Genomic DNA, 22019 nt, shown 5'->3' on the forward strand with positions numbered 1-22019 from the left:
TCTGGGGTGCCACTTGAAACATCTGAATCGTTTCTCACGAGCCGCGCTCGTGCTGCTTGCGTTGTGCGTCCTTCCCTTCACCGAATCTGCTTTTGCAAGTTGCTCCGCTCCTGTCAACGCCATTGAAGCTGAAAACTGCCAGACAGGAACGCCGCAGACGACATGGGATGTCAGCGGGGCGGGGGATTCCACGATTCAGGGGTTCGCGACGGACATTAGCTACAATCGCGGCCAGACCGTGCTTTTCAAGGTCAACACCAACGCCACCAGTTACAAGCTCGACATCTATCGCATGGGCTATTACGGCGGGAGTGGTGCGCGCTTCATAACGTCGATAACGCCCTCGGCGACACTGCCCCAGAAGCAGCCGAATTGCCTCAGCGATTCGACGACGGGACTACTGGATTGCGGCAATTGGGCTGTTTCAGCTTCGTGGACGATTCCGTCGACAGCAACTTCCGGAATCTATTTCGCCAAAGTAACACGCCTTGATACGGGTGGCGCGAGCCACGTTGTCTTCATTGTTCGCGATGACTCCAGCACCTCAGACATTCTCTTTAAGACCTCGGACACAAGTTGGCAGGCATACAACGACTACGGCGGCGGAAACTTCTACACCGGCGGGCCCGGACCGCAGGGTGGCGATTACAAGATCAGCTATAACCGACCATTCCACACCAGGGTGTATGAGTACTACTCCTGGGTATTCAACGCCGAATACCCCATGGTGCGATTCCTGGAAGCGAATGGATATGATGTTTCGTACTTCTCATCGCTCGACGCAGACCGATTCGGATCGCAGATACTTCAGCACAAGATCCTTCTCGCAGTTGGTCATGATGAGTACTGGTCGGGAAATGAACGTGCGAACGTTGAGTCGGCTCGGGCCGCCGGCGTCCATCTCGGATTCTTCGCCGGCAACGAAATCTTCTGGAAGACCCGATGGGAACCGAGCATCGACGGATCGAACACAGCGAATCGCACCCTTGTCTGCTACAAAGAAACCCACGCCAACGCAGTGATTGATCCTCTCGATCCGCCGACATGGACCGGCACCTGGCGCGATCCGCGATTCAGCCCTCCAGCAGACGGTGGACGTCCAGAGAACGCCTTGTCTGGAACGATCTTCATGGTCAACGGCCCCGGTCCCGTAGAAGAGATCAAGATACCTGCAGCCGACGGCAAGATGCGGTTCTGGAGAAATACCAACGTAGCCGCGCAGACCGGAAGCCAAACTTACTCAACCAGTTTCAACGCTCTCGGCTACGAGTGGGACATCGATGCCGATAACGGGGCCCGGCCTGCTGGCCTGTTTGACTTATCGACGGCTACCTACAACGTAAGTGGAAACTACCTCCTGGATTTTGGGTCGAACTACGGCAACGGCACCGCGACCCATCACCTGACGATGTACCGGTACGTAAACGGAAATAACTCCTCGTTAGTATTTTCGACTGGTACCTCGCAGTGGCCTTGGGGCTTGGATGGCAACCACGACGGTGGCACAACCACTCCGGATCTGAACCTGCAACAGGCAACCGTGAACCTGCTTGCCGACATGGGCACGCAGCCCGCAACCTTGCAGACGCAGATAGGTCTGAAATCGGCGGCAGCCTCCACTGATACTACCCCCCCAACGTCGCAGATTACATCTCCTGCAGCGGGTGCGACAGTGCAGCCCGGGACCATCATCAGCATCACGGGAACCGCAGCCGATACGGGCGGTGTTGTTGGCGGCGTGGAAGTTTCGACCGACGGCGGCCTCACCTGGCATCCTGCTTCGGGACGCGGAAGCTGGACCTACAGCTGGACTGTTCCCTCGGCTGGGACCGCAGCCACCATCATGAGCCGCGCCGTTGATGACAGCGCCAACCTTGAAAAAAATCCCCCGAGTGTCGCGGTTAACATTGCAGGCGGGACTCTGCCAGCGGTTACATCCGTTTCTCCGACCAGCGGCGCAACGGGTATAAGCGTATCGACGACTGTTTTGGCTACGTTCAATCACTCGATGAACGCCAGTACCATCAACACCAGCACGTTCCGGCTAACCGATCCGTCGAACAATACTGTGCCTGCAACGGTCACCTACAACAGTACAAACCAGCAGGCAATCCTCACGCCGTCATCTGCGCTGACGACTGCGACAACGTACACGGCTACGGTGGTTGGCGGAAGTTCTGGAGTAAAGGACACATCCGGAAATGCGATGTCCTCCAGCTTTACGTGGACATTTACCACCGCTTCCACCACGTCCGGAGCATGTCCATGCAGTTTGTGGCCTGCATCAGCGGCGCCTTCCAGTACCAACCCCAACGATCCGAACGCAGTGGAGCTTGGTGTTCGGTTCACGTCGGACACGTCCGGCTACATCACCGGAATCCGCTTCTACAAGGGGACGTTGAATACAGGAACGCACGTTGGCAATTTGTGGACGAATTCGGGGACACTGCTAGCGAGCGCGACGTTTGTTGGAGAAACCGCCTCCGGATGGCAGCAGGTATCATTTGCGAATCCGGTTGCGATTCAGTCGAATACCGTCTACGTCGCGTCGTATCACACCAACGCCGGTCAGTATGCCTTTGATCAGGGATACTTCACGACCTCTGCTTACAACAACGCGCCTCTGCACGCACCGCAGGATCTCGCCTCTGCACATAATGGCGTTTACATCTACGGCGCCAGCGCCTTCCCGTCACAAACCTACCAAGCCACAAATTACTGGGTAGATGTGGTGTTCGATACGGTGGCAACACCGCCGGCGCCCGTGGTCACAAGCGTAAGTCCCTCTGCAAATGCGGTGAATGTCTCGACAGGCACGAATGTAACGGTCACGTTCAATCAGGCGATGACCGCCAGCAGCATCAATACCAGCACCGTCCAGTTGCTTGACTCCAACAACACAGCGGTGCCTGCGAATGTAAGCTACAACTCCACAAACTTCACAGCGACACTGAATCCGTCGTCTCCGCTGAACTTCAGCTCGAACTACAAAATCGTGGTAAAGGGCGGGACTGCTGAAGGATCGACGAGCGTGCTTAGCCAGAACGGTACGCCTATGGCCTCTACCTTTACGTCAACCTTCACCACAGGCTCCGATCCATCCACCTATCTGGATGGTCCGGGCGGACCAATCTTGGTAATCACCGGTTCCGCAGATCCGTATTCGACATATCTTGCGGAAATCATGCGCAACGAAGGATTCAACGAGTTCTCGGTGCTCGACATCTCGCAGGTTTCGTCAACGACGCTCGCAAATTATTCCCTCGCGGTGTTAGGTCACGTGTCCCTGACCAGTTCGCAAGCGTCGATGCTCACCACATGGGTGAACTCAGGCGGAAATCTGATTGCAATGCGCCCGGATAAACAGCTCGCCAGCCTTTTGGGATTGACCGACGCAGGTGCTACTAGGGCAGACGCTTACATGGTGGTCAATACGGGATCGGCTCCCGGCGCCGGTATCGTCTCTCAGTCGATGCAGTACCACAGCACCGCCGATCTTTACTCATTGAATGGTGCGCGTGCGATTGCGAACATCTATTCAAATGCCACGACAGCGACCAGCAATCCTGCAGTGACCCTGCAGACGGTGGGAACGAATGGGGGACAGGCCGCTGCGTTCACCTATGATCTGGCGCGTTCGGTAGCGCTGACCAGGCAAGGAAACGTTGCATGGTCCGGCCAGGCGCGCGACGGGCAATCTGGTCCGATTCGCTCCGACGATTTGTACTACGGTGCGGCCAGCTTCGATCCACAGCCTGACTATGTCAACCTGAGCAAGGTCGCCATTCCGCAGGCCGACGAACAGCAGCGGCTATTCGGAAACCTAATCCTGCTGATGCAGTCATCGAAACCCTTGCCGCGCTTCTGGTACTTCCCCAAAGATTACAAGGCAGTCGTGGTGATGACCGGAGATGACCATGGCTCGTTCTATAGCGGAAGCGCCACCGCAAGTCGCTTCAACGACTTCCTGGCGGCCAGTCCTTCCGGTTGCTCCGTTGCTGACTGGCAGTGCGTTCGAGCGACAGCCTACGTGTTCCCATCGATCGTCGCGAGCACCACGCTAACCGATTCGCAGGCTGCGTCCTACATCTCGCAAGGATTTGAGATTGGGGTACATGTGGATTCCTCCCCAACATGTTCCAACTGGACAAGGTCACAGCTCGATTCATTCTACAGTTCCGATATTTCCTCGTTCGCGTCCGAATTCCCGAGCCTGCCTGCACCACAAACTCATCGCATGCATTGCATCGGATGGAGCGATTACGATTCGCAACCGCAGGTTGAGCTGAGCCATGGAATCAGGCTTGACACTACTTACTACTACTGGCCTTCAACGTGGATCAATAACGTGCCCGGCGTATTCACCGGTTCTGGTATGCCGATGCGTTACACCGACCGGAATGGCAACATGATCAACGTTTACCAGGCCACAACCCAGATGACGGACGAGTCTGGTCAGACCTACCCCTTCAATATCGACACCCTGCTTAACAACGCGGTCGGAAGTACCGGGTACTATGGTGCGTTCGTCGCAAACATGCATAACGATGGTGGATCCTACCCTGGACCGGGCGCCAATCAGATTGTCACCTCTGCGCAGTCGCATGGCGTGCCCGTCGTTTCAGCGGCGCAACTGCTCTCGTGGCTAGATGGCCGCAATGCCTCCTCCTTTGGCTCGCTCGCATGGAGCGGGAGCACGCTGAGTTTCACGGTCAATCAAGCGGGGGCGGCTCGCAATTTGCAGGCTCTGCTGCCCACAACCAGCACCCTGGGAAATTTGACATCTCTGACGCGTGGCGGAACAACCGTCTCCTATACGAATCAGACGATCAAAGGCGTCTCGTACGCTGCGTTCGCGGCGACTTCGGGTAACTATCAGGCCGCCTATACGGGCACAGCTTCTACACCTACCCTATCCTCAATCACCCTGTCGCCTGCAACGATCACCGGTGGTGGCACATCGACAGGCACGGTCGCCCTGAGCTCTGCCGCACCCACAAACGGAGCAGTAGTAACATTGGCAAGCAGCAATACTGCTGTAGCGCAAGTTCCAGCAAGTGTTACAGTTCCCGCAGGCAGCACGACCGCAACCTTCAATGTGACAACCACGGCTGTAACCGCATCCACTACGGTTTCGATCTCAGGAACCTATGGAGCGACCCAGAGTGCCACTTTGACGGTTATTCCATCTGCCACGCTCAGCTCTCTAACGTTGAATCCGACGAGCGTTGCTGGCGGCTCGAACTCAACCGGAACAGTAACACTTAGTGCTGCGGCACCCACAGGCGGATCGGTAGTTACGCTATCTAGTAGCAACACGGCAGCAGCAACTGTGCCTGCAAGCGTCACCGTGCCGGCTGGAGCCAGCACAGCCACGTTCCAGGTGACAACCACTTCTGTGACTGCGAACACTACCGTCACAATCTCAGGCACCGCAGGAACGACTCAAAGCGCGACTCTCACGATCACCGCACCTGCAACGCTTTCAGCGGTGTCTCTCACTCCCGCCTCTGTGACTGGCGGTACGAGCTCCACCGGAACCGTGACGTTAACCGCCGCCGCACCCGCGGGCGGAGTCTCCGTCGGTCTGGCCAGCAGCAACACAAGCGTTGCTAATGTGCCGACCAGCGTGACAGTAGCGGCAGGAGTAACCACCGCCACGTTCACGGTAACGACGAGCCCAGTTGCTGCAAATAGCACCGTGGTGATTTCGGCTTCGCTTGGAACCGCAAGTAAGTCTGCAACATTGACAGTGAATGCTCCAACGCTATCAACGTTCACACGTAGCGTCAGCTCGATTGTCGGCGGCAACAGCTTAACTGGCGCGGTAACTCTCACTGGTCCAGCGCCAACTGGCGGAATAGGGGTCACACTGAGCAGCAGCAACACGGCAGCGGCCCAGATGCCTACCAGCGTGACAATACCAGCAGGAGCGACGAGCACCACGTTCACTATCACGACAAGCGGAGTCGCATCATCTACTACGGCGACACTGACGGCTACGAGCGGGGCGACGAAGACCACAACATTAACGGTCACACCAGCATCATTGAGCACCCTGACTCTGAACCCATCAACAGTGAGCCACGGATCCACATCCACGGGAACTGTCACCCTCAATGGCGCAGCACCTCCGACCGGCGCGGTCGTATCGTTGAGCAGCAGCCTCACGTCAGTTGCTCAAGTGCCAGCCTCGGTAACGGTTCCTGCCGGAGCAAAAACCGCGAATTTCATAATAACCACAACTTCGGCAGGCAAGACGAGGATCTCGGCCACCTATTTGGGTACAACCAAGAGTGCCCAACTGACAGTTAATTAAACACCCCGTCAACAGAGACTCACGATGAGTAAGTCCACACAGCAGGACAACACGAGCATTCGCGAGGTAGTCGCCACCTTCGGACGCAGCGAGACGAATCCCGATCCTACATGGGAGAGAGAATTCGCTGCGTGGCTGCAGAGCAATAACGCACGGGAGCAACTTTCCTCGCTCTTTGCAGAACATCGACTCGGCGAAACTGGTTTTGACAAGCTGATGCGGCGTGTACTGATGCGAGCGATTTGCAAGTCAACCGGCGATGGACTCCAGGTCGGCCCCGGCGTCATGCTGATCCACCCAGAGACCATGGAATTCGGCAACTCGGTTTTCATCGGCACGCAGACGATGATCCAAGGCAGATTTGATGGGACCTGCCGAATTGGAAATCACGTTTGGATTGGACCGCAATCGTACTTCGACGCGCGAGATCTAGTGCTAGAAGACTACGTTGGATGGGGACCAGGGGCGAAAGTATTGGGATCCACGCACACCGGCGATCCCGTAGATGTTCCCATCATCACTACCGACCTGATTATCAAGCCGGTCAGGGTTGGATTCGGAGCCGACATCGGAATGAACGCCAGCATCCTCCCCGGCGTAAGCATTGGAGCGCACGCAATCGTCGGTGCCGGGGCAGTCGTGGTTCACGATGTACCTGATTACGCTGTCGTGGCGGGTGCGCCCGCAAAGCTTTTGCGAAAGAGGAAGTAGCACAATCGACGCCGCCTGTTTTGAGAGTTCTACATCAAAGACAAAGTGAGCAAATGATGGGAGACAACATGACACAAATTGCGGGTACACGAGTCCTCGTGACGGGTGGTGCCGGATTTGTTGGTAGCGCAATCATCGATCAGTTGCTGGCCGAAGGCGTGGCCGAGGTTATAGCTCTGGATAACTTCATACGCGGAAGCCGTGAGAACCTGGCAGCGTCCACTGCTCGCAAGGAACTAAAGATCGTTGAAGGCGATATAAGAGACACGAGGCTCGTTGACCGGCTGTGTGAAGGCGTCGATTACATCTTTCACGAGGCCGCCCTGCGGATTACGCGCTGTGCGGAAGCTCCAAAGGAAGCGATAGAAGTGCTCGTTGATGCCACTCAGCACCTGCTCGATGCGGCTGTGAAGAACCGAGTCAAGAAGATCGTGTTTGCGTCATCTGCCTCCGTGTATGGCGAGCCAAGTTACTTGCCGATGGATGAAGCGCATCCCTTCAACAATCGAACCTTGTACGGCGCCGGAAAGATTGCGGCTGAACAGATGCTGCGCGCCTATCACACAACTCACGGTCTTCCCTACATCGCTCTCAGATACTTCAACGTGTATGGGCCGCGCATGGATATGACAGGCGTGTACACGGAGGTTCTGGTTCGCTGGCTCGATGCGATCGACGACAACCAGCCGCCACAAATATTCGGCGACGGAGAACAGTCGATGGATTTCGTTTTTGTCGATGATGTAGCCAGAATCAATCTGCTCGCGATGCAAAGCGATGTCGAAGATGAAGTATTCAATGTGGGAACCGGCGTCCAGACTAGCTTGAAAAAGTTATGCGAGTTGGTCCTAAGCCTTAATCACTCACCTCTGCGGCCGGTATATCGCGATGCACGCAAAGTTGCCAACGTACAGGCTCGCCGCGCAGCCGTAGATAAAGCCGAAAGAATGCTCGGATTCAAGGCACAGGTTCCGCTCGAGCAAGGCCTGCAAAAACTCATCGACTGGAGACGCACGGTAAAGTCGGCCGCGCTGGAGAAAGCAATATGAGCAGCACAAGCACTCTGAAGACAATCCCTGTTGCGCGTCCTTCCTTCGGGGCAGAAGAAGAAGCAGCCGTCCTCGAGGTCATCCGCAGTGGATGGGTGAGCCAGGGACCGCGAGTGGCGGAATTTGAGCGCCGGTTTGCGGAATACGTGGGCGCTCCGCATGCAATTGCGGTCTCCTCTTGCACCACGGCTCTTCATCTTGCGCTGCTCGCTGCGGGCATAAAGTTTGGCGATGAAGTACTTTGTCCCAGTCTCTCGTTCATCGCCACGGCCAATTCGATCGCCTACACGGGCGCGACGCCTGTATTTGTTGATGTTGATCCGCTCACCTACAACATCGATTCGGCCTGCATCGAACCGGCCATTACAGCGCGCACGAAGGCGATCATGGTTGTACATCAAATAGGTCTTCCCTGCGCACTGGATGAGATCACCGCGATTGCATCGGCGCACGGCCTTGCTGTCATCGAAGATGCCGCGTGTGCAATAGGTTCCGAGTATAAAGGTGTGCGAATAGGACGGCCACATACCATGATGGCCTGCTTCAGCTTCCATCCTCGGAAGATCCTTACGACGGGCGAAGGCGGCATGATTACAACTGCGGACGAGGAATGTGCGTCCCGCCTCCGGAAGTTGCGCCAGCACGCCATGTCGGTTTCAGACCTCGCACGCCACAGCGCAAGCCACATCGTGCAAGAAAGTTATGACGAACTCGGATACAACTATCGTATGACCGACCTTCAGGCAGCGATCGGCATTGTGCAACTGGAAAAACTTGAAGGCATGCTGGCGAGACGCCGCGCGCTCGCGGCCCGGTACACCGAGTCCCTCTCCCGCTTCGGCTGGCTGATTCTGCCGACCACTCCAGCAGAATGCCTTCCTAACTACCAGTCGTACATGATTCGAATGACGGATGATGCGCCGGTGTCGCGGGATCGATTGATGCAGCAGATGCTCGACCGTGGAATCGCAACCCGCAGGGGCATCATGGCGAGTCATCGCGAGGCCCCGTACCGCGACGAGCGGTGGGACGACAGACTGCCAAACACGAATCTGGTGACCGACAATGCAATGGTTCTGCCAGTCTTCCATGAGATGACAGATAAAGAACAAGACTATGTCGTAGCCTCGATCGAAGCTGCAGCAGGACTTCAATAGCCTGGAATTCGAAAATCACCGTTCCCTGGATCAATCACTGATGGCACCAAGCGCTCCTGACCAACAGTTCCCCGTTCTGTCCGACTCGCCTGAGGTGCAGGCCGCACCTGACGCGGCGACCAAGGAGAACAGCTACGGCCAGATTCTCAAGTCGTCTGCCATGATCGGGGGATCGCAGGTGCTTAACATCGGCATCGGAATCGCCCGCACCAAGATGATGGCAGTAATTTTGGGACCAGCTGGATTCGGACTGGCAGGCCTTTACAGTTCGATCGCCGACCTTACACTCAGCGTCGCCGGGATGGGAATCAACAGCAGCGGGGTGCGGCAGATTGCAGAAGCCGCAGGCTCAGGTGACACCCAGAGAATGGGGCTGACCGCGACCGTACTGCGACGTACATCCCTGGTTCTGGGCGTGCTCGGCGCGCTGGTGCTGGTGATCTTTTCACGTCAAGTCTCTCGCCTGACGTTTGGAGATCCCACTCATGTCGGGGCTATATGTCTTTTATCCCTGGCAGTGCTGCTGCGCCTTGTATCGGCGGGACAAGGCGCGCTGATCCAGGGAATGCGGCGAATCGGCGACCTCGCGAAAATGGGAGTAATGGGTGCGCTGATCGGCACGGTGGCGGGAATCCCGTTGGTGTACTTTTTTCGCGAGAGAGGGATCGTTCCGTCGCTGGTGTGTGTAGCCGCCATGACTGTCATTACCTCGTGGTGGTATAGCAGGCGGATCTCCGTCCGCGCGCCCGGACTGACGTTTTCCCAAGTTGCAAAGGAGGCGGACGGCCTGCTGAAGCTAGGATTTGTCTTCATGGCGAGCGGACTGGTCGTAGTGGGGGTCGCTTACGCGGTCAGAATCACTTTGCTCCACCGGCTTGGCTTCCAGGCCACGGGGCTTTACCAATCGGCCTGGACTCTCGGCGGGCTTTATGTCGGATTTATTCTGCAGGCAATGGGAGCTGATTTCTATCCTCGGTTAACAGCCAATATAGGCAATCACGAGGTATGCAATCGCCTGGTCAACGAGCAGGCGAGGGTTGGCTTGTTGCTGGCGGGGCCCGGGGTAATCGCGACCCTTACGTTTGCTCCCCTGGTCATTGCGCTGTTGTACAGCTCGAGGTTTGGAGGAGCAATCGGACTTCTCCGCTGGATTACTCTGGGAGCAACGATTCAGGTCATCACCTGGCCAATGGGATTCATATTGATGGCCAAGGGTCGGCGAGCGATGCTACTAGGAAGTGAGTTGGCTTGGGGCATTGTGAGTGTCGCGCTAGCGTGGGCCTGCATCGCTCGCTTTGGTTTGAACGGAGCAGGGATCGCGTTTTTCCTGTCCTATGTATTCCACGGACTGCTGGTATATCCGATAGCGCGTCACCTGAGCGGATTCCGATGCTCGAGTGAAAACCTGCGAACAGGATCGCTCTATTTTGCCTGCATCGCGCTCGTCTTCTGGGCTTGTAGCGCACTGCCGCTGATTCCGGGAGTTTGTATAGGTGGATGCGCATTCGTCCTGATAACCGTCTACTCAATACGGGCACTGCTCGCGCTCCTATCGACCGAAGGTATTCCGAAACAACTCCGCAGATTCCTGATTCGTGTTCGATTTGCAGCACCGAACGTCGCGAGCCGTGAGGCAACATCATCCTGCGACTAAGGCACATCGACAAAACTCCCTCTCGTGCCGCAGTTGAATGTCACACAACCTGCTGTTCTCCTCCGGATAAGAGCGTCTTTATGGGATTTGCACGTTCTGTTGATGTTGTCGTTCCCTGTTATCGATACGGGAATTTTGTAACCCAGTGCGTTGAAAGCGTACTTTCACAATCGGGCGTCGATGTTCGAGTGCTGGTCATCGACGATGCTTCGCCAGACAACACGCCCGAGTACGTAAGCGCGCTCCAGAGTCGAGACTCACGCGTCCTTTCTATCCGGCACCAAGCGAACCTAGGACATCTCTCTACTTATAACGAGGGCATCGCCTGGGCTTCGGCAGACTACATGATGATTCTCTCAGCCGACGATTATCTGCTGCCTGATGCCCTCGCCAGTTCCGTTCAGGTGATGGAAACGCATCCCGAGGTAGGTTTCACCTTTGGCAAAGCGATCGTCGGAAATCCGGAAGATGGGTATCCAATGACTCCGGAGCAAACGCCAGATTACAAAATTCTCAAAGGTCTGGAGTTTATCGAGCTGAGCGGAGCGCGAAATATAGTTCCAACACCAACCGCAATCGTGCGAACGAAGGTTCAAAAGCGAGTTGGTGGTTATCGTCCCGACCTGCCTCACTCGGGCGACATGGAGATGTGGATGCGCATGGCCGCCCATGGCTCGGTAGGCATGCTTTCGCGATATCAGGCCGTCTATCGCCGGCATTCCGGGAATATGAGCTTAGCCTATAGCACTCAGGGTTTACTCCCCGACCTCAAGCAACGCAAGGCCGCAATCGAGGGATTCTTTCAGGAGTTCGGCCACTTGCTGGAGGGTTCAGAAGACCTGCGCCGCAAACTTCTATTCTTACTGGCGCGCGATGCCGTGAGCCTGGCGAGTGGCGCTTTCAATAGAAATGAGCCAGAGCTGACCGCGCAGCTCGCGAACTATGCTTTGCTCCTATCTCGCCGTATTCAAAAGACGGTGCCATGGATGAAACTGAGCTTGAAGAGAGGGTTGGGCTATAACCTCTGGAGCGCGATGAGCAGCGTTAACACGCCTCGGCAAACAGCCTGTCGGTCCCGCAGGAATGAGTGTTGCCTGAAATCTGAAAAGATGAACGGAGCCGGACGTGAAGGATAGATCAAAAACAGCCGTTTGCATCATCGTCGAGAACCTCCCGGTGCCGCTCGACCGGCGCGTCTGGCGTGAGGCGTGTGCGCTGCGAGATGCGGGCTACCAAGTGTCGGTAATTTGCCCAAAGGGGACAGAGCGGTACAACTCAGGTTATGAAATCATCGACGGCATCCAGATTTACAGGCATCGGACATGGGAGGCATCGCGGATCTCAGGTTACTTCCTGGAATACCTATGGGCTCTGGTTGCTGAGTTTTATCTTGCCCTGAAAGTGTTTGCACACACCAGGTTCCGCATTCTGCAAGCCTGCAATCCACCGGATACAATCTTCCTGATCGCTTTATTCTTGAAGCCGTTTGGCGTGAAGTTTATCTTCGACCACCACGACTTGTCGCCCGAGTTGTTCGAAACAAAATTCGGCAGGAAGTCACGGCTGCTCTACTGGCTCACCCGGATGGTGGAATTCTGCTCTTTTCGAGTGGCGACCACTTGCATCGCGACCAATGAATCTTTCAAAGAGATCGCCGTGAAGCGGGGGGGCAAGCGCTCCGAAGATGTATTCGTGGTGAGGAACTGCCCTGACGTCCGCAACCTTTGCCCACGTCCAGCAGCGGCGTCGCATGAGCGGGGGGAGAAACCTTTCCTAGTTGCCTACGTTGGGTTCATGGGACCGCAGGACGGCTTGCATCTCCTGCTTGATGCCATCCGGCACATTGTGATCGAGGAAGGTCGCAAAGACGTCCACTTCCTCCTGATCGGAGGCGGCACCGAGTTGGATAGTCTGCGCGCCAGCGTGGAACGGTATGGAATTGCATCTTTCGTGACATTCACCGGCATGGTTCCGTACGATATGGTGAATTCCTACCTGGCTACTGCCGACATCGGCGTGGCGCCCGACCCCAAGACTCCGATGAACGACAAGTCGACCATGATCAAGATAATGGAATACATGGCTTACGGCTTGCCTGTTGTGCTTTTTGATCTGGAAGAAGGCCGCCGCATTGCAGGCTCGGCAGCACTGTACGCCACTCCCAATGACCCTGTCGATTTCGCCGATAAAATCGCGTCCCTACTGGATTCCGATTCACTACGGCGTCAGTTAGGAGAGTTTGGCCGGGCACAGGTTGAACATCGTTTGAATTGGGAAGTGGAGAAGGCAATCCTGCTCGAAGCATACGGCACGGCACTCCGCTGAGCCAAGATCAGCACGGCAACAGACCAGACAAACTCAATCAACACTCTGGAAGAAAACTCATGAAGATTTCCGTGATCGGGGCTGGATACGTGGGACTCACAACAGGAGCGTGCCTTGCAGAACTCGGGCATGAGGTACTGTGCGCAGACAGCGACCAGGACAAACTAGAGCTGTTGAACAGCGGAGGCGTGCCATTTTACGAGCCTCACCTCGAAATGATCATGCAGAGGAACACCGCCGCAGGCCGCCTGCGATTCGTCGACACCGAAGAAGCGATTGTGCAGAGCGAAACTATTTTCATCTGTGTCGGCACGCCGCCGCTGGAGAATGGCGATGCCGATCTCTCGGCGATTGCAAGCGTCGCACGCAGCATCTCAGAACTTGGGCGCGGATATCGACTCGTGATCGACAAAAGCACGGTGCCGGTCCAGACCGGGCGGCAACTACATCGGCAGCTGGCTCTGCATCGCGCAAACAACCTCGACTTCGACGTAGTCTCGAATCCCGAGTTCCTTCGCGAGGGCACCGCCGTTTCGGATTTCTTCCATCCTGATCGAATCATCGTGGGCGCTGATTCCGAGCGCGCCGTCGGCAAACTCCGCGAAATCTACAGCGCAATTATCGATCGCGCCTTCGACTGCCCCATGCACGGCGAATGCACGGTACAGCGCAAGGTTCCTTTTGTGGTGACCGATATCAACAGCGCGGAACTGGTGAAGCACGCTTCGAATTCATTTCTGGCGATGAAAATTTCATTTATCAACCTTGTGGCGGAGTTGTGCGAGGCCGCGGGTGCGGATATCGAAAAGGTCGCTGAGGGGATAGGCATGGATTCACGCATCGGACCTGCTTTTCTGAAGCCCGGGATCGGGTTTGGTGGCTTCTGCTTCCCCAAGGATCTGCAGGCTTTTGTACGAATCGCCGAAAAGAAGGGCTGCAACTTCTCGCTTCTGAAAGAAGTGGAGAGGATCAATAACAGCCGCATCGAACATCTGATCGAAAAGATCCGCAACGAGATGTGGGTATTACGAGGTAAAACGCTCGCAGTCTGGGGACTCGCCTTTAAACCCAATACTGATGACGTCCGGTTTGCCCCTGCATTGTCCATCATCCGCCGTCTGCTGTCAGAAGGCGCTCACATTCGTGCCTATGATCCAAAGGCGGCGCGAAAGGCTCAGGCGGAGATTGCAGAAATTGAATGCTGCAGCACGATGTACGAAGCCGCGCAATCCGCGGATGCGGTACTGCTGTTGACAGAGTGGGACGAGTTTCGTGCGGTCGACTGGGATGAGTTGCGCGCCACTATGCACCGCCCGCTGATCGTAGATGGCAGAAATATGTTTGATCCGCTAGAAGTGGGTTCCCATGGATTTGACTACCTAGGAATTGGTAGGGCTGCAGCCCTTGAAAGTGCCGCAACAGGTGTTTAACTCCATCCAATAGGATCTGGCGCATGAAGCTAAGCATCGTAATCATCTGCTGGAATGACTGGAAGGTCATTCAGAACTGTCTGGCATCGATATATGCAGCGGATCCGGGTTTCGAATATGAAGTCATCGTTTCAGATAACGGCTCCGCCGACGGATCGCCTGAGCTGATTCGTCAGCACTTCCCTGCCGTGAAGGTTGTGGAAAATGGGGCGAATCTTGGATTTGCTAAGGGCAATAATGCAGGGATCGCGCATGCCTCGGGGGAATACACCTGGATTCTGAATCCGGATACTCTGATGCACGGCGATGCGATTCGCAAGTTCGTAGCTTTTGCGGAGCGGCACCCGGAGGCCGGAGCGTTTGGATGCCGGGTCCTGAACTCCGATGGCTCCTACCAGATCTCCGCCCGGCCATTTCCAACCCTTTGGCGAGAGTGGCTCGGCGCTCTCTATTTGCGCGGGGTCGCGCGTATCGTGCCAAAGCTGGTTTCAGAGTTTTATGCGGGTTGGAGCGGCGAGACGGAGCGAGATGTTGACTGGCAATCAGGATGCTGTGTGCTGTTCCGGACTGCACTACTGAAACAGCTCGGGGGCTTCGATGAACAATTCTTCTACCACTTCGAGGAAGTGGATCTGTGTCGTCGAGTGTGGGACACGGGAAACACAATCCGATTTACGGCGGAAGCAACGATTACGCATCTGGGAGGACAGTCGGTAGGACGATTCCCGGTTCGCTTCGAAGTAGAGAAGTGTCGCAACCGATATCGGTACTACTACAAGCACTTTGGGCGTCAGTCGGCACGCAACGTACGATATGCGTTGCTCGCTCGCATCAAGGTTCGCCAACTCGGATACAGTATTCTCAACCGTGTGAAGCCTTCGACAGCGATTTCGAACCGGCTTGAAATGTATTGCGCCGTGTGTTCGTGGAACACCCAAGTCGATCCGGCGGCATTTGTGGAGTCCGGCCAAGAGCCGCAGGTAGCATCCGAGATCGTCCCTGTGAAATCAATCTAGACAACACACCTCACAGTCTCTTGCGATAGGAGCAAGCATATGCCCGTATCACTTGTTACCGGCGGCGCCGGCTTTTTAGGATCCCACGTAATCGACAATCTGTTGCAACTCGGCCATAAGGTCGTCGCGCTGGACGATCTTAGCGGAGGATTTGCCGATAATGTATCGCCAGAGGCGACCTTCGTCCAAGGCTCCATTCTCGACACAGACCTATTGGAGAGATTGTTTGCCAAGTACCGCTTCAATTTTGTCTATCATCTGGCTGCATATGCTGCAGAAGGTCTTAGTCACTTCATAAAGCGGTTTAACTACAATAACAATCTCGTGGGCTCGGTAAACTTGATCAACAGCTCAGTGAACCACAATGTGGAGTGCTTTGTCTTTACTTCGTCCATCGCCGTATATGGAGCTGGCCAGAGTCCCATGTCCGAGGAGATGATTCCGACTCCAGAGGACTCGTACGGGATTGCGAAGCTAGCGGTCGAACAGGAACTTCGCATTACGAAAGAGATGTTTGGGATGGACTTCATAGTCTTCCGTCCGCACAACATATATGGAGAGCGGCAGAACATCGGCGACCGATATCGAAACGTGGTGGGAATCTTCATGAACCAACTGCTCAAGGGAAAGCCCATGACGATCTTCGGCGACGGGTTGCAGCAGCGCGCCTTCACTCACGTTTCCGATGTCGCGCCAATCCTTGCTGAGTGTGTAAACATCCCGGAGGCGCGCAATCAGTTGTTCAATGTTGGGGCGGACGTACCCTACACCGTGAACTATCTCGCCGAAGCGGTGGCCGAATGCATGAATTGCAGATGCAACGTAGCTCACTTGGAAGAACGAAAAGAAGTGAAAGTCGCTTTCTCCGATCACTCCAAGGCGTTGCAAGTCTTTGGAGACCGTCCGAAAACTGACCTGAAGGATGGGCTGCGAACAATGGCAGAGTGGGTTCAAAAGCATGGGGCACGGGAAAGCAGCGTTTTCGGCAACATTGAGGTTTCAAAGAACATGCCGCCGAGTTGGGCGTCAGTGGTAGCTCCCGTCTAGTTAAGTTACCGATGAGGGTGGAAGCAGCCATGTCACTGCCAACCAAACTCGACAACACACAACGCATGCCCAGCTATGCGCTCCTGACGGCGGCATACAATGAAGAGAAACTGATTGCCGGCACCATTGAGTCGGTCGTCTCGCAAACCGTCCGTCCTGTGCGGTGGGTTATCGCCAGCGATGGATCGACCGACAGGACCGACGTGATCGTCAAGGCTGCATGCGCGCAACACGACTTCATCCGTTTCATTCGGGTCGATCGAGCCGCAACCCGAGGCGTAATCCGAAAGGTGAATGCCCTGAACCTGGCTCACAGCCAACTGCAGGGTACAGAGTACGAGTTCGTCGGAAACATTGACGCCGATCTCTCCCTGGACGAGAACTATTATGAAACCCTGCTGCGCAGGTTTGTTGCGGACCCATTTCTGGGCATCACTGGCGGAATGGTGTGTGAAGACTCACGCGACGGATATCGCGAGCGCCGTTCAAATCGCGCAACCTCCGTCGCACATGCCGCACAGCTGGTTCGGAGGGAGTGTTACGAGCAGATTGGCGGATATGCTCCGATGAAGTATGGTGGCGAAGACTGGTTCGCTGAAGTGAGCGCTCGCATGCTGGGGTGGCGTGTGGCGAGTTGCGAAGGACTCAGCATTTTTCATCATCGTCCCACCGGGGCAGCGGACCGCGTTCTGGTGCATCGTTTTCGCGAAGGCAAGATGGACTATTCGGTCGGTAGCCATCCCGCTTTTGAGATCATTAAGTGCATTCGCCGCATTCCCGAACGACCATTCGGTGTCGGCGCCATGACTCGGCTTGCCGGGTTCTTCTGGTCCTGCGTATCAAAGGAACCTCGTGCCGTCACTTCCGGCTTTGTCGCTTATATACGCTCGGAGCAGAAACACAGGCTGAAACTGCTGTTACCTTTCGTCCGATGAATCGCGCATGTTGCTAATCATCCTGATCGACATACTCGTTGTCGGCACGATTGTAAGTGTGGGCGTGCGGAAGGGGGTGGAAGAATCGCTACCCTATTTCGTATTCTTCGCGGTCCTGCTGCCTGAGGAGTCCCGCTTACGGCTTGCGGGAGTGGTGGACCTATATACCCACCGGATCGCATTAGCGGCGCTGCTCGCGCTCTTTCTATTCTGCAAACGGAAGCGTTCGGCGACGCGAAGGCTGCCGCTGAAGAACCTGATCCAAATTCACATTGCGTGGGCACTTATCTCCACGGGATTGTCCATTGTTTTTGTTACGAGCATCAAGCAGTTGCTGGCACAGGTGCTTGAATACTACTTGCTGTATTACATCATGGTGATGTCGATTACATCTGTGCGAACCATCACGCGGATTCTTTACGCGATGGCCGCTGCAATGACCGCATGCTGCGTCTTTGGCCTATTGGATATCTACGCGCACTGGAGCATTCTGTCGATCTTTCCTGCCGAATTGCAACTTACATATGGTGGGGCGACTACGCTCTACTCCGACCTGTTCGATCGCGGTATCCGCGCCCGGTCTACCTTTCCGCATCCTATCTTGTTCGGCGCGGCAATTGCGATGACCATCCCTCTGGTTTTGCATTTGCTAAGTACCAGCAACAAGACCCCTTTTTACAAGCTTTTCCTTAACATCTCACTTTTATTGATGTTCTGGAGTCTCTATAAGACTAGTAGCCGCGGTCCTTGGATTGCGACTGCGGTTGCGTTGGCGATCCTATCGATTGCAGCTAGGCCAGTGTTGCGTAAGAGAGTGATCGCGATTCTTGTTCTTGCCGTCGCGGTTCTCGTCATCAGGCCCGGGGTAGCACAGACACTGGTGAATATTTACGTTGCCACGTTTGACGGCAGTTCCCATCTCGGAAGCTCTTTCAACTACCGCCCTGCCTTATACCACGCTGTTCAATCCACGTTCAGCGAAAATCCAGACCGCGCTATTGTGGGATATGGCTTGGGCTCATTCCGCGACAAAGGCTTGGTCATCGTGATGCCCGGAATCGAAACCCACCGGTGGTACACCTGCGACAGCACCTGGATTCTTTTCTGGTACGAAGGCGGTTATGTAGGCCTGCTGATCCTTTGTACTCTTCTGCTCAAACCTGCACTGCTGGCATATCGTGCTTTCCGCAAGCTTGGTCCGTCCGACCGGTCCATGAGCCTGGCGTTCCTTTGCTCGATGGTGGTTTTTTATATTGTGATGATCTCTGTTTCGATCTATGGCTGGGGGCAGAATGGCTTGATGTTGTGGACAGTGATATCGTGTTCGATCGCATACGCCGATCTAAAGTACCGTGACCTGCAGCGACCTAAAATTCCTCAGTCTCTGACGTACTCCGGAAAGTCGCGGGTTGCGGAGCCCTGGCGAACCTCCGCGATTTCATCCGCTTTGTTTCGGACGACCGGCGAAGGCCGGTTTCGCACTCATTGATGCCGCTGACAGATCAGATTACGTTTGTGGTTGCCGTGAACAGTCAGCAGGTTCTAAGACAGAATCTTCTAGCTTCTCCATGTCTGCAGCAACCAAACGGGCACGAGGTGTTGATCGAGGAAGGCTTCGCATCGGCCGCTACTGCCTACAACCATGGCCTGAGAAGGGCGCACAACGAGCTGGTGATCTTTGTTCACCAGGATGTATTTCTTCCCGATGCCTGGATTTCTCAATTGCGCGGTGCGTTGCAACACCTTGAAAACACCGATCCGAATTGGGGTGTTTTGGGATGCTGGGGTGTGACTAGAGACGGTGTCTTCCACGGCCATATATTTTCAACAGGTTGGGGTGTGCTTGGCTCTCCCGGCACCCAACCGGAGCCGGTGCAGACACTCGATGAGATCGTGCTTATATTGAGAAAAAGCTCGGGACTCACCTTTGACGAGACTCTACCTCATTTCCACTGTTATGGCGCCGACATTTGCTTGCGGGCTTCAGCGAGGGGAATGAGGTCCTATGCGATGTCAGCTTTCTGTGTTCATAACACCTCGCAGCTCCTCTCGCTTCCGAACGAATTCTATCGTTGCTGCACCCATCTGCGGCGCCGTTGGAAGCAAGTATTGCCGATCCAAACTACTTGCATACGCCTCTCACGATTCAACCTACAGCTATACCGGAGGAAACTGCAGGAACTATTGCTGAGTTGGCTTCGCAATCCATGCCCCAAGCCGCGGGTTTCAGATCCAACCGCCATCATCGACGATATGCGACGAAGCCAGGACCAACACTCCTTTTTCCAACTATGAACTATACCCCCCTGGTGCCGCGAGCTATCACTTTGCGACGTTTTGCGTTTGTGCTATGTGCCGCCATTCTGGCTTGCACAAGCGCATCCGGAGCGGACATTCTGTATATCGACGGCTCGAACGCGGATGCTCACGCTCGCCAGAAGCTCGAAACCGCAACGCGATTCTACGGCCTCGAAATTCTAACAATATCCGTCAGCACGAACCACGACAATGTAGCGGTCCAGAGGGCTCTCCGAAGCGAACGATTAGTCGCGGTGATTATCGCGGCAGACGCGCTCCCTGTGCTGGACCGTCAGCAGATTCTCTCCGCGTTCAGGAAGCGACAATATGGAAACATCCCTTTGTTGATTTCCGGAATCACTCAGGAGACCAAAACCGGGTTGCTGCGAGCGTGGTCGTCCGGTTCGGTGGACGACGCCAAGGAGCTCCATACCGACCCCAAAAGTAACGTTTACAAAATTTCATCGGCAGGCGATATCACCGGTCCGCTTGCGGACCTCACAATTCCCGCGCCACGAGGCACCCTGTGGTACCTGACCTCCTCAGATTCGAAGCTTTCACAGCTGATCATGTCCGTCACCTCCAGCGGCACTGAATTCCCGGTACTTACGAGACAGAAGTCCGACGGCCAGGAGGTCTTTCTCGCGGCAAAGGCCCCTTACTTGGAGACGCCGATCACTCCGGATCCTTACATCCAGTCCGCAGTGTTCGCGAGCCTTGCTCCGGAAATGATCTTCTTGCGGCACGCAGCGGGCGAACGCGCATGGCACAGCCCGGGCCATTATGCGAATCTGACGATCGACGACCCCTGGTTGCGCCAGCCTTACGGAAATCTGGATTACGAGGTGCTTCTGCAGGAGATGCAGGGCCACAACTTTCACACCACCGTGGCATTCGTCCCCTGGAACTTCGACCGGAACCAAGACTCAGTCGTGTCGCTGTTTCGAATGCATCAAGATCGATATTCGATCGCAGTGCATGGCAACAACCACGATCATCAAGAATTTGAAGCTTACGTCAAGAGGCCCCTTGGCAGGCAGGTAAACGACATAAAGCAAGCTGTGGCGCGCATGGAGAGGTTCACTCAACTGACCCATCTTCCTTATGACCCGGTCATGGTGTTTCCGCATTCCATCGCGCCCAGTGACACTATCGCCACGCTGAAGCGTTACAACTTTCTAGCAACCGTCAACTCGGCGAATGTGCCGTTGGGAGCGCAGGCACCTCAAGATCCGGAATTTCCGCTGCGTGACGTAACCCTGAACTTTTCGAACTTTCCTTGCATTCGCCGTTACTCGGTGGAGGCACCCTATCCTGAGTCGCAATTGGCGATCGACGCTTTTCTCGGCAATCCAATACTCTTTTATGCTCACCAGAACTTCTTCTCTTCTGGCATGGGGGCGTTCAGTGCAATTGCAGATCACGTGAATCGTCTTGAACCTGATACGAGGTGGAGGAGTTTAGGGGACATTGCCAGACATCTCTACCTGGAACGGCGGCGTGACGACCGCAACTATGACATTTGGGCATTTACGCCATCGCTTCAAATCGACAATGGCAGCGGCCATGATGCGACATTCTACATCCAGAAGGTGGAGGACTTCACCGTACCTTTCACAGTACTGGTGGATGGCAAAGCCATTCAATACGAGAAATTCGAGAACCGGTTGCGACTGAAGCTTCTAATCCCCGCGGGAGAGAGTCGGCGAGTCTCGCTGCGATATGCGAATGATCTTCACCTGTCGCAGATCAATCCCGGCGATACCTCGCTCAGAGTCACAGCCATTCGTAAAATGTCCGACTTCCGGGACAATGTTGTGTCGCGGACCGCAGCGGGACGACGGATTGAGATGGCTTACACCGCAAACGAGAGCATTTGGAACCTGGCGCTCATCTCTTCACTGGTTGTTGTAGGAGGAATAGTAACCGTGGCGATTTGGGGCGGCAAGAAACGACCCCGAGTACAGCGATTGACCGTAAATAGCTCGCCACGGTAGTAGGCCCTCTGAAGCGGAACTGAGGGGTTTTCCCCGTTTTCTAAGTAAGATTCCACTCGGTGAATGGGGGCAATTGCGCCT

Annotated in this window: 14 protein-coding genes; all 14 read left to right on the forward strand. The window is 55.3% G+C overall.

The features are described from left to right. Positions 1 to 13 precede the first annotated feature (13 nt). The 14 genes from AC6IY8_RS09645 to AC6IY8_RS09710 all read left to right on the forward strand — a co-directional run bounded on the left by AC6IY8_RS09645 (position 14) and on the right by AC6IY8_RS09710 (position 21938). Positions 14 to 6319: a N,N-dimethylformamidase beta subunit family domain-containing protein gene (locus tag AC6IY8_RS09645; RefSeq protein ID WP_497778584.1), complete on the forward strand. Its 6306-nt coding sequence runs from the start codon at positions 14 to 16 to the stop codon at positions 6317 to 6319. Positions 6320 to 6343: 24 nt separating this feature from the next. Beyond that, the gene (locus tag AC6IY8_RS09650; protein WP_497778585.1) at positions 6344 to 7030 is read left to right on the forward strand and encodes an acyltransferase; all 687 of its coding nucleotides are present in this window, start codon (positions 6344 to 6346) and stop codon (positions 7028 to 7030) included. Between the two features lie 68 nt (positions 7031 to 7098). Then, positions 7099 to 8079, forward strand: coding sequence for an NAD-dependent epimerase/dehydratase family protein (locus tag AC6IY8_RS09655; RefSeq protein WP_497778586.1), 981 nt, complete (start codon positions 7099 to 7101; stop codon positions 8077 to 8079). Then, complete coding sequence (locus AC6IY8_RS09660) at positions 8076 to 9236, forward strand: DegT/DnrJ/EryC1/StrS family aminotransferase (RefSeq protein ID WP_497778587.1); 1161 nt, start codon at positions 8076 to 8078, stop codon at positions 9234 to 9236. Before AC6IY8_RS09655 ends, AC6IY8_RS09660 begins: the two co-directional genes overlap by 4 nt. A gap of 40 nt (positions 9237 to 9276) precedes the next feature. Further along, a complete protein-coding gene (locus AC6IY8_RS09665; RefSeq protein ID WP_497778588.1) occupies positions 9277 to 10890 on the forward strand; it encodes an O-antigen translocase in 1614 nt (537 codons plus the stop codon). A gap of 80 nt (positions 10891 to 10970) precedes the next feature. After that, complete coding sequence (locus AC6IY8_RS09670; protein WP_497778589.1) at positions 10971 to 12026, forward strand: glycosyltransferase family 2 protein; 1056 nt, start codon at positions 10971 to 10973, stop codon at positions 12024 to 12026. Further along, entirely contained in the window at positions 12016 to 13215 is a 1200-nt protein-coding gene (locus AC6IY8_RS09675) for a glycosyltransferase family 4 protein (protein WP_497778590.1), read from the forward strand. The genes AC6IY8_RS09670 and AC6IY8_RS09675 overlap by 11 nt, the downstream gene beginning before the upstream one ends. 59 nt (positions 13216 to 13274) lie before the next feature. Beyond that, positions 13275 to 14645, forward strand: a complete 1371-nt coding sequence (locus AC6IY8_RS09680) for a UDP-glucose dehydrogenase family protein (protein ID WP_497778591.1) — start codon at positions 13275 to 13277, stop codon at positions 14643 to 14645. Positions 14646 to 14668: 23 nt separating this feature from the next. After that, positions 14669 to 15661: a glycosyltransferase family 2 protein gene (locus tag AC6IY8_RS09685; RefSeq protein ID WP_497778592.1), complete on the forward strand. Its 993-nt coding sequence runs from the start codon at positions 14669 to 14671 to the stop codon at positions 15659 to 15661. Positions 15662 to 15700: 39 nt separating this feature from the next. After that, on the forward strand, positions 15701 to 16708 hold the full coding sequence (locus AC6IY8_RS09690) for an NAD-dependent epimerase/dehydratase family protein (RefSeq protein ID WP_497778593.1): 1008 nt from the start codon (positions 15701 to 15703) through the stop codon (positions 16706 to 16708). Between the two features lie 29 nt (positions 16709 to 16737). Then, positions 16738 to 17643 carry a glycosyltransferase family 2 protein gene (locus AC6IY8_RS09695; RefSeq protein ID WP_497774231.1) on the forward strand — a complete coding sequence of 302 codons (906 nt, stop codon included), beginning with the start codon at positions 16738 to 16740 and terminating at the stop codon, positions 17641 to 17643. A gap of 7 nt (positions 17644 to 17650) precedes the next feature. Continuing rightward, positions 17651 to 19132, forward strand: coding sequence for an O-antigen ligase family protein (locus AC6IY8_RS09700; protein WP_497774232.1), 1482 nt, complete (start codon positions 17651 to 17653; stop codon positions 19130 to 19132). After that, a complete protein-coding gene (locus AC6IY8_RS09705; RefSeq protein ID WP_497778621.1) occupies positions 19132 to 19938 on the forward strand; it encodes a glycosyltransferase in 807 nt (268 codons plus the stop codon). The genes AC6IY8_RS09700 and AC6IY8_RS09705 overlap by 1 nt, the downstream gene beginning before the upstream one ends. 32 nt (positions 19939 to 19970) lie before the next feature. Beyond that, positions 19971 to 21938 (forward strand): hypothetical protein, encoded by a 1968-nt coding sequence (locus AC6IY8_RS09710; protein ID WP_497774233.1) that lies wholly within the window; start codon positions 19971 to 19973, stop codon positions 21936 to 21938. Positions 21939 to 22019 lie beyond the last annotated feature (81 nt).

This window comes from Koromonas soli, from assembly GCF_059726265.1.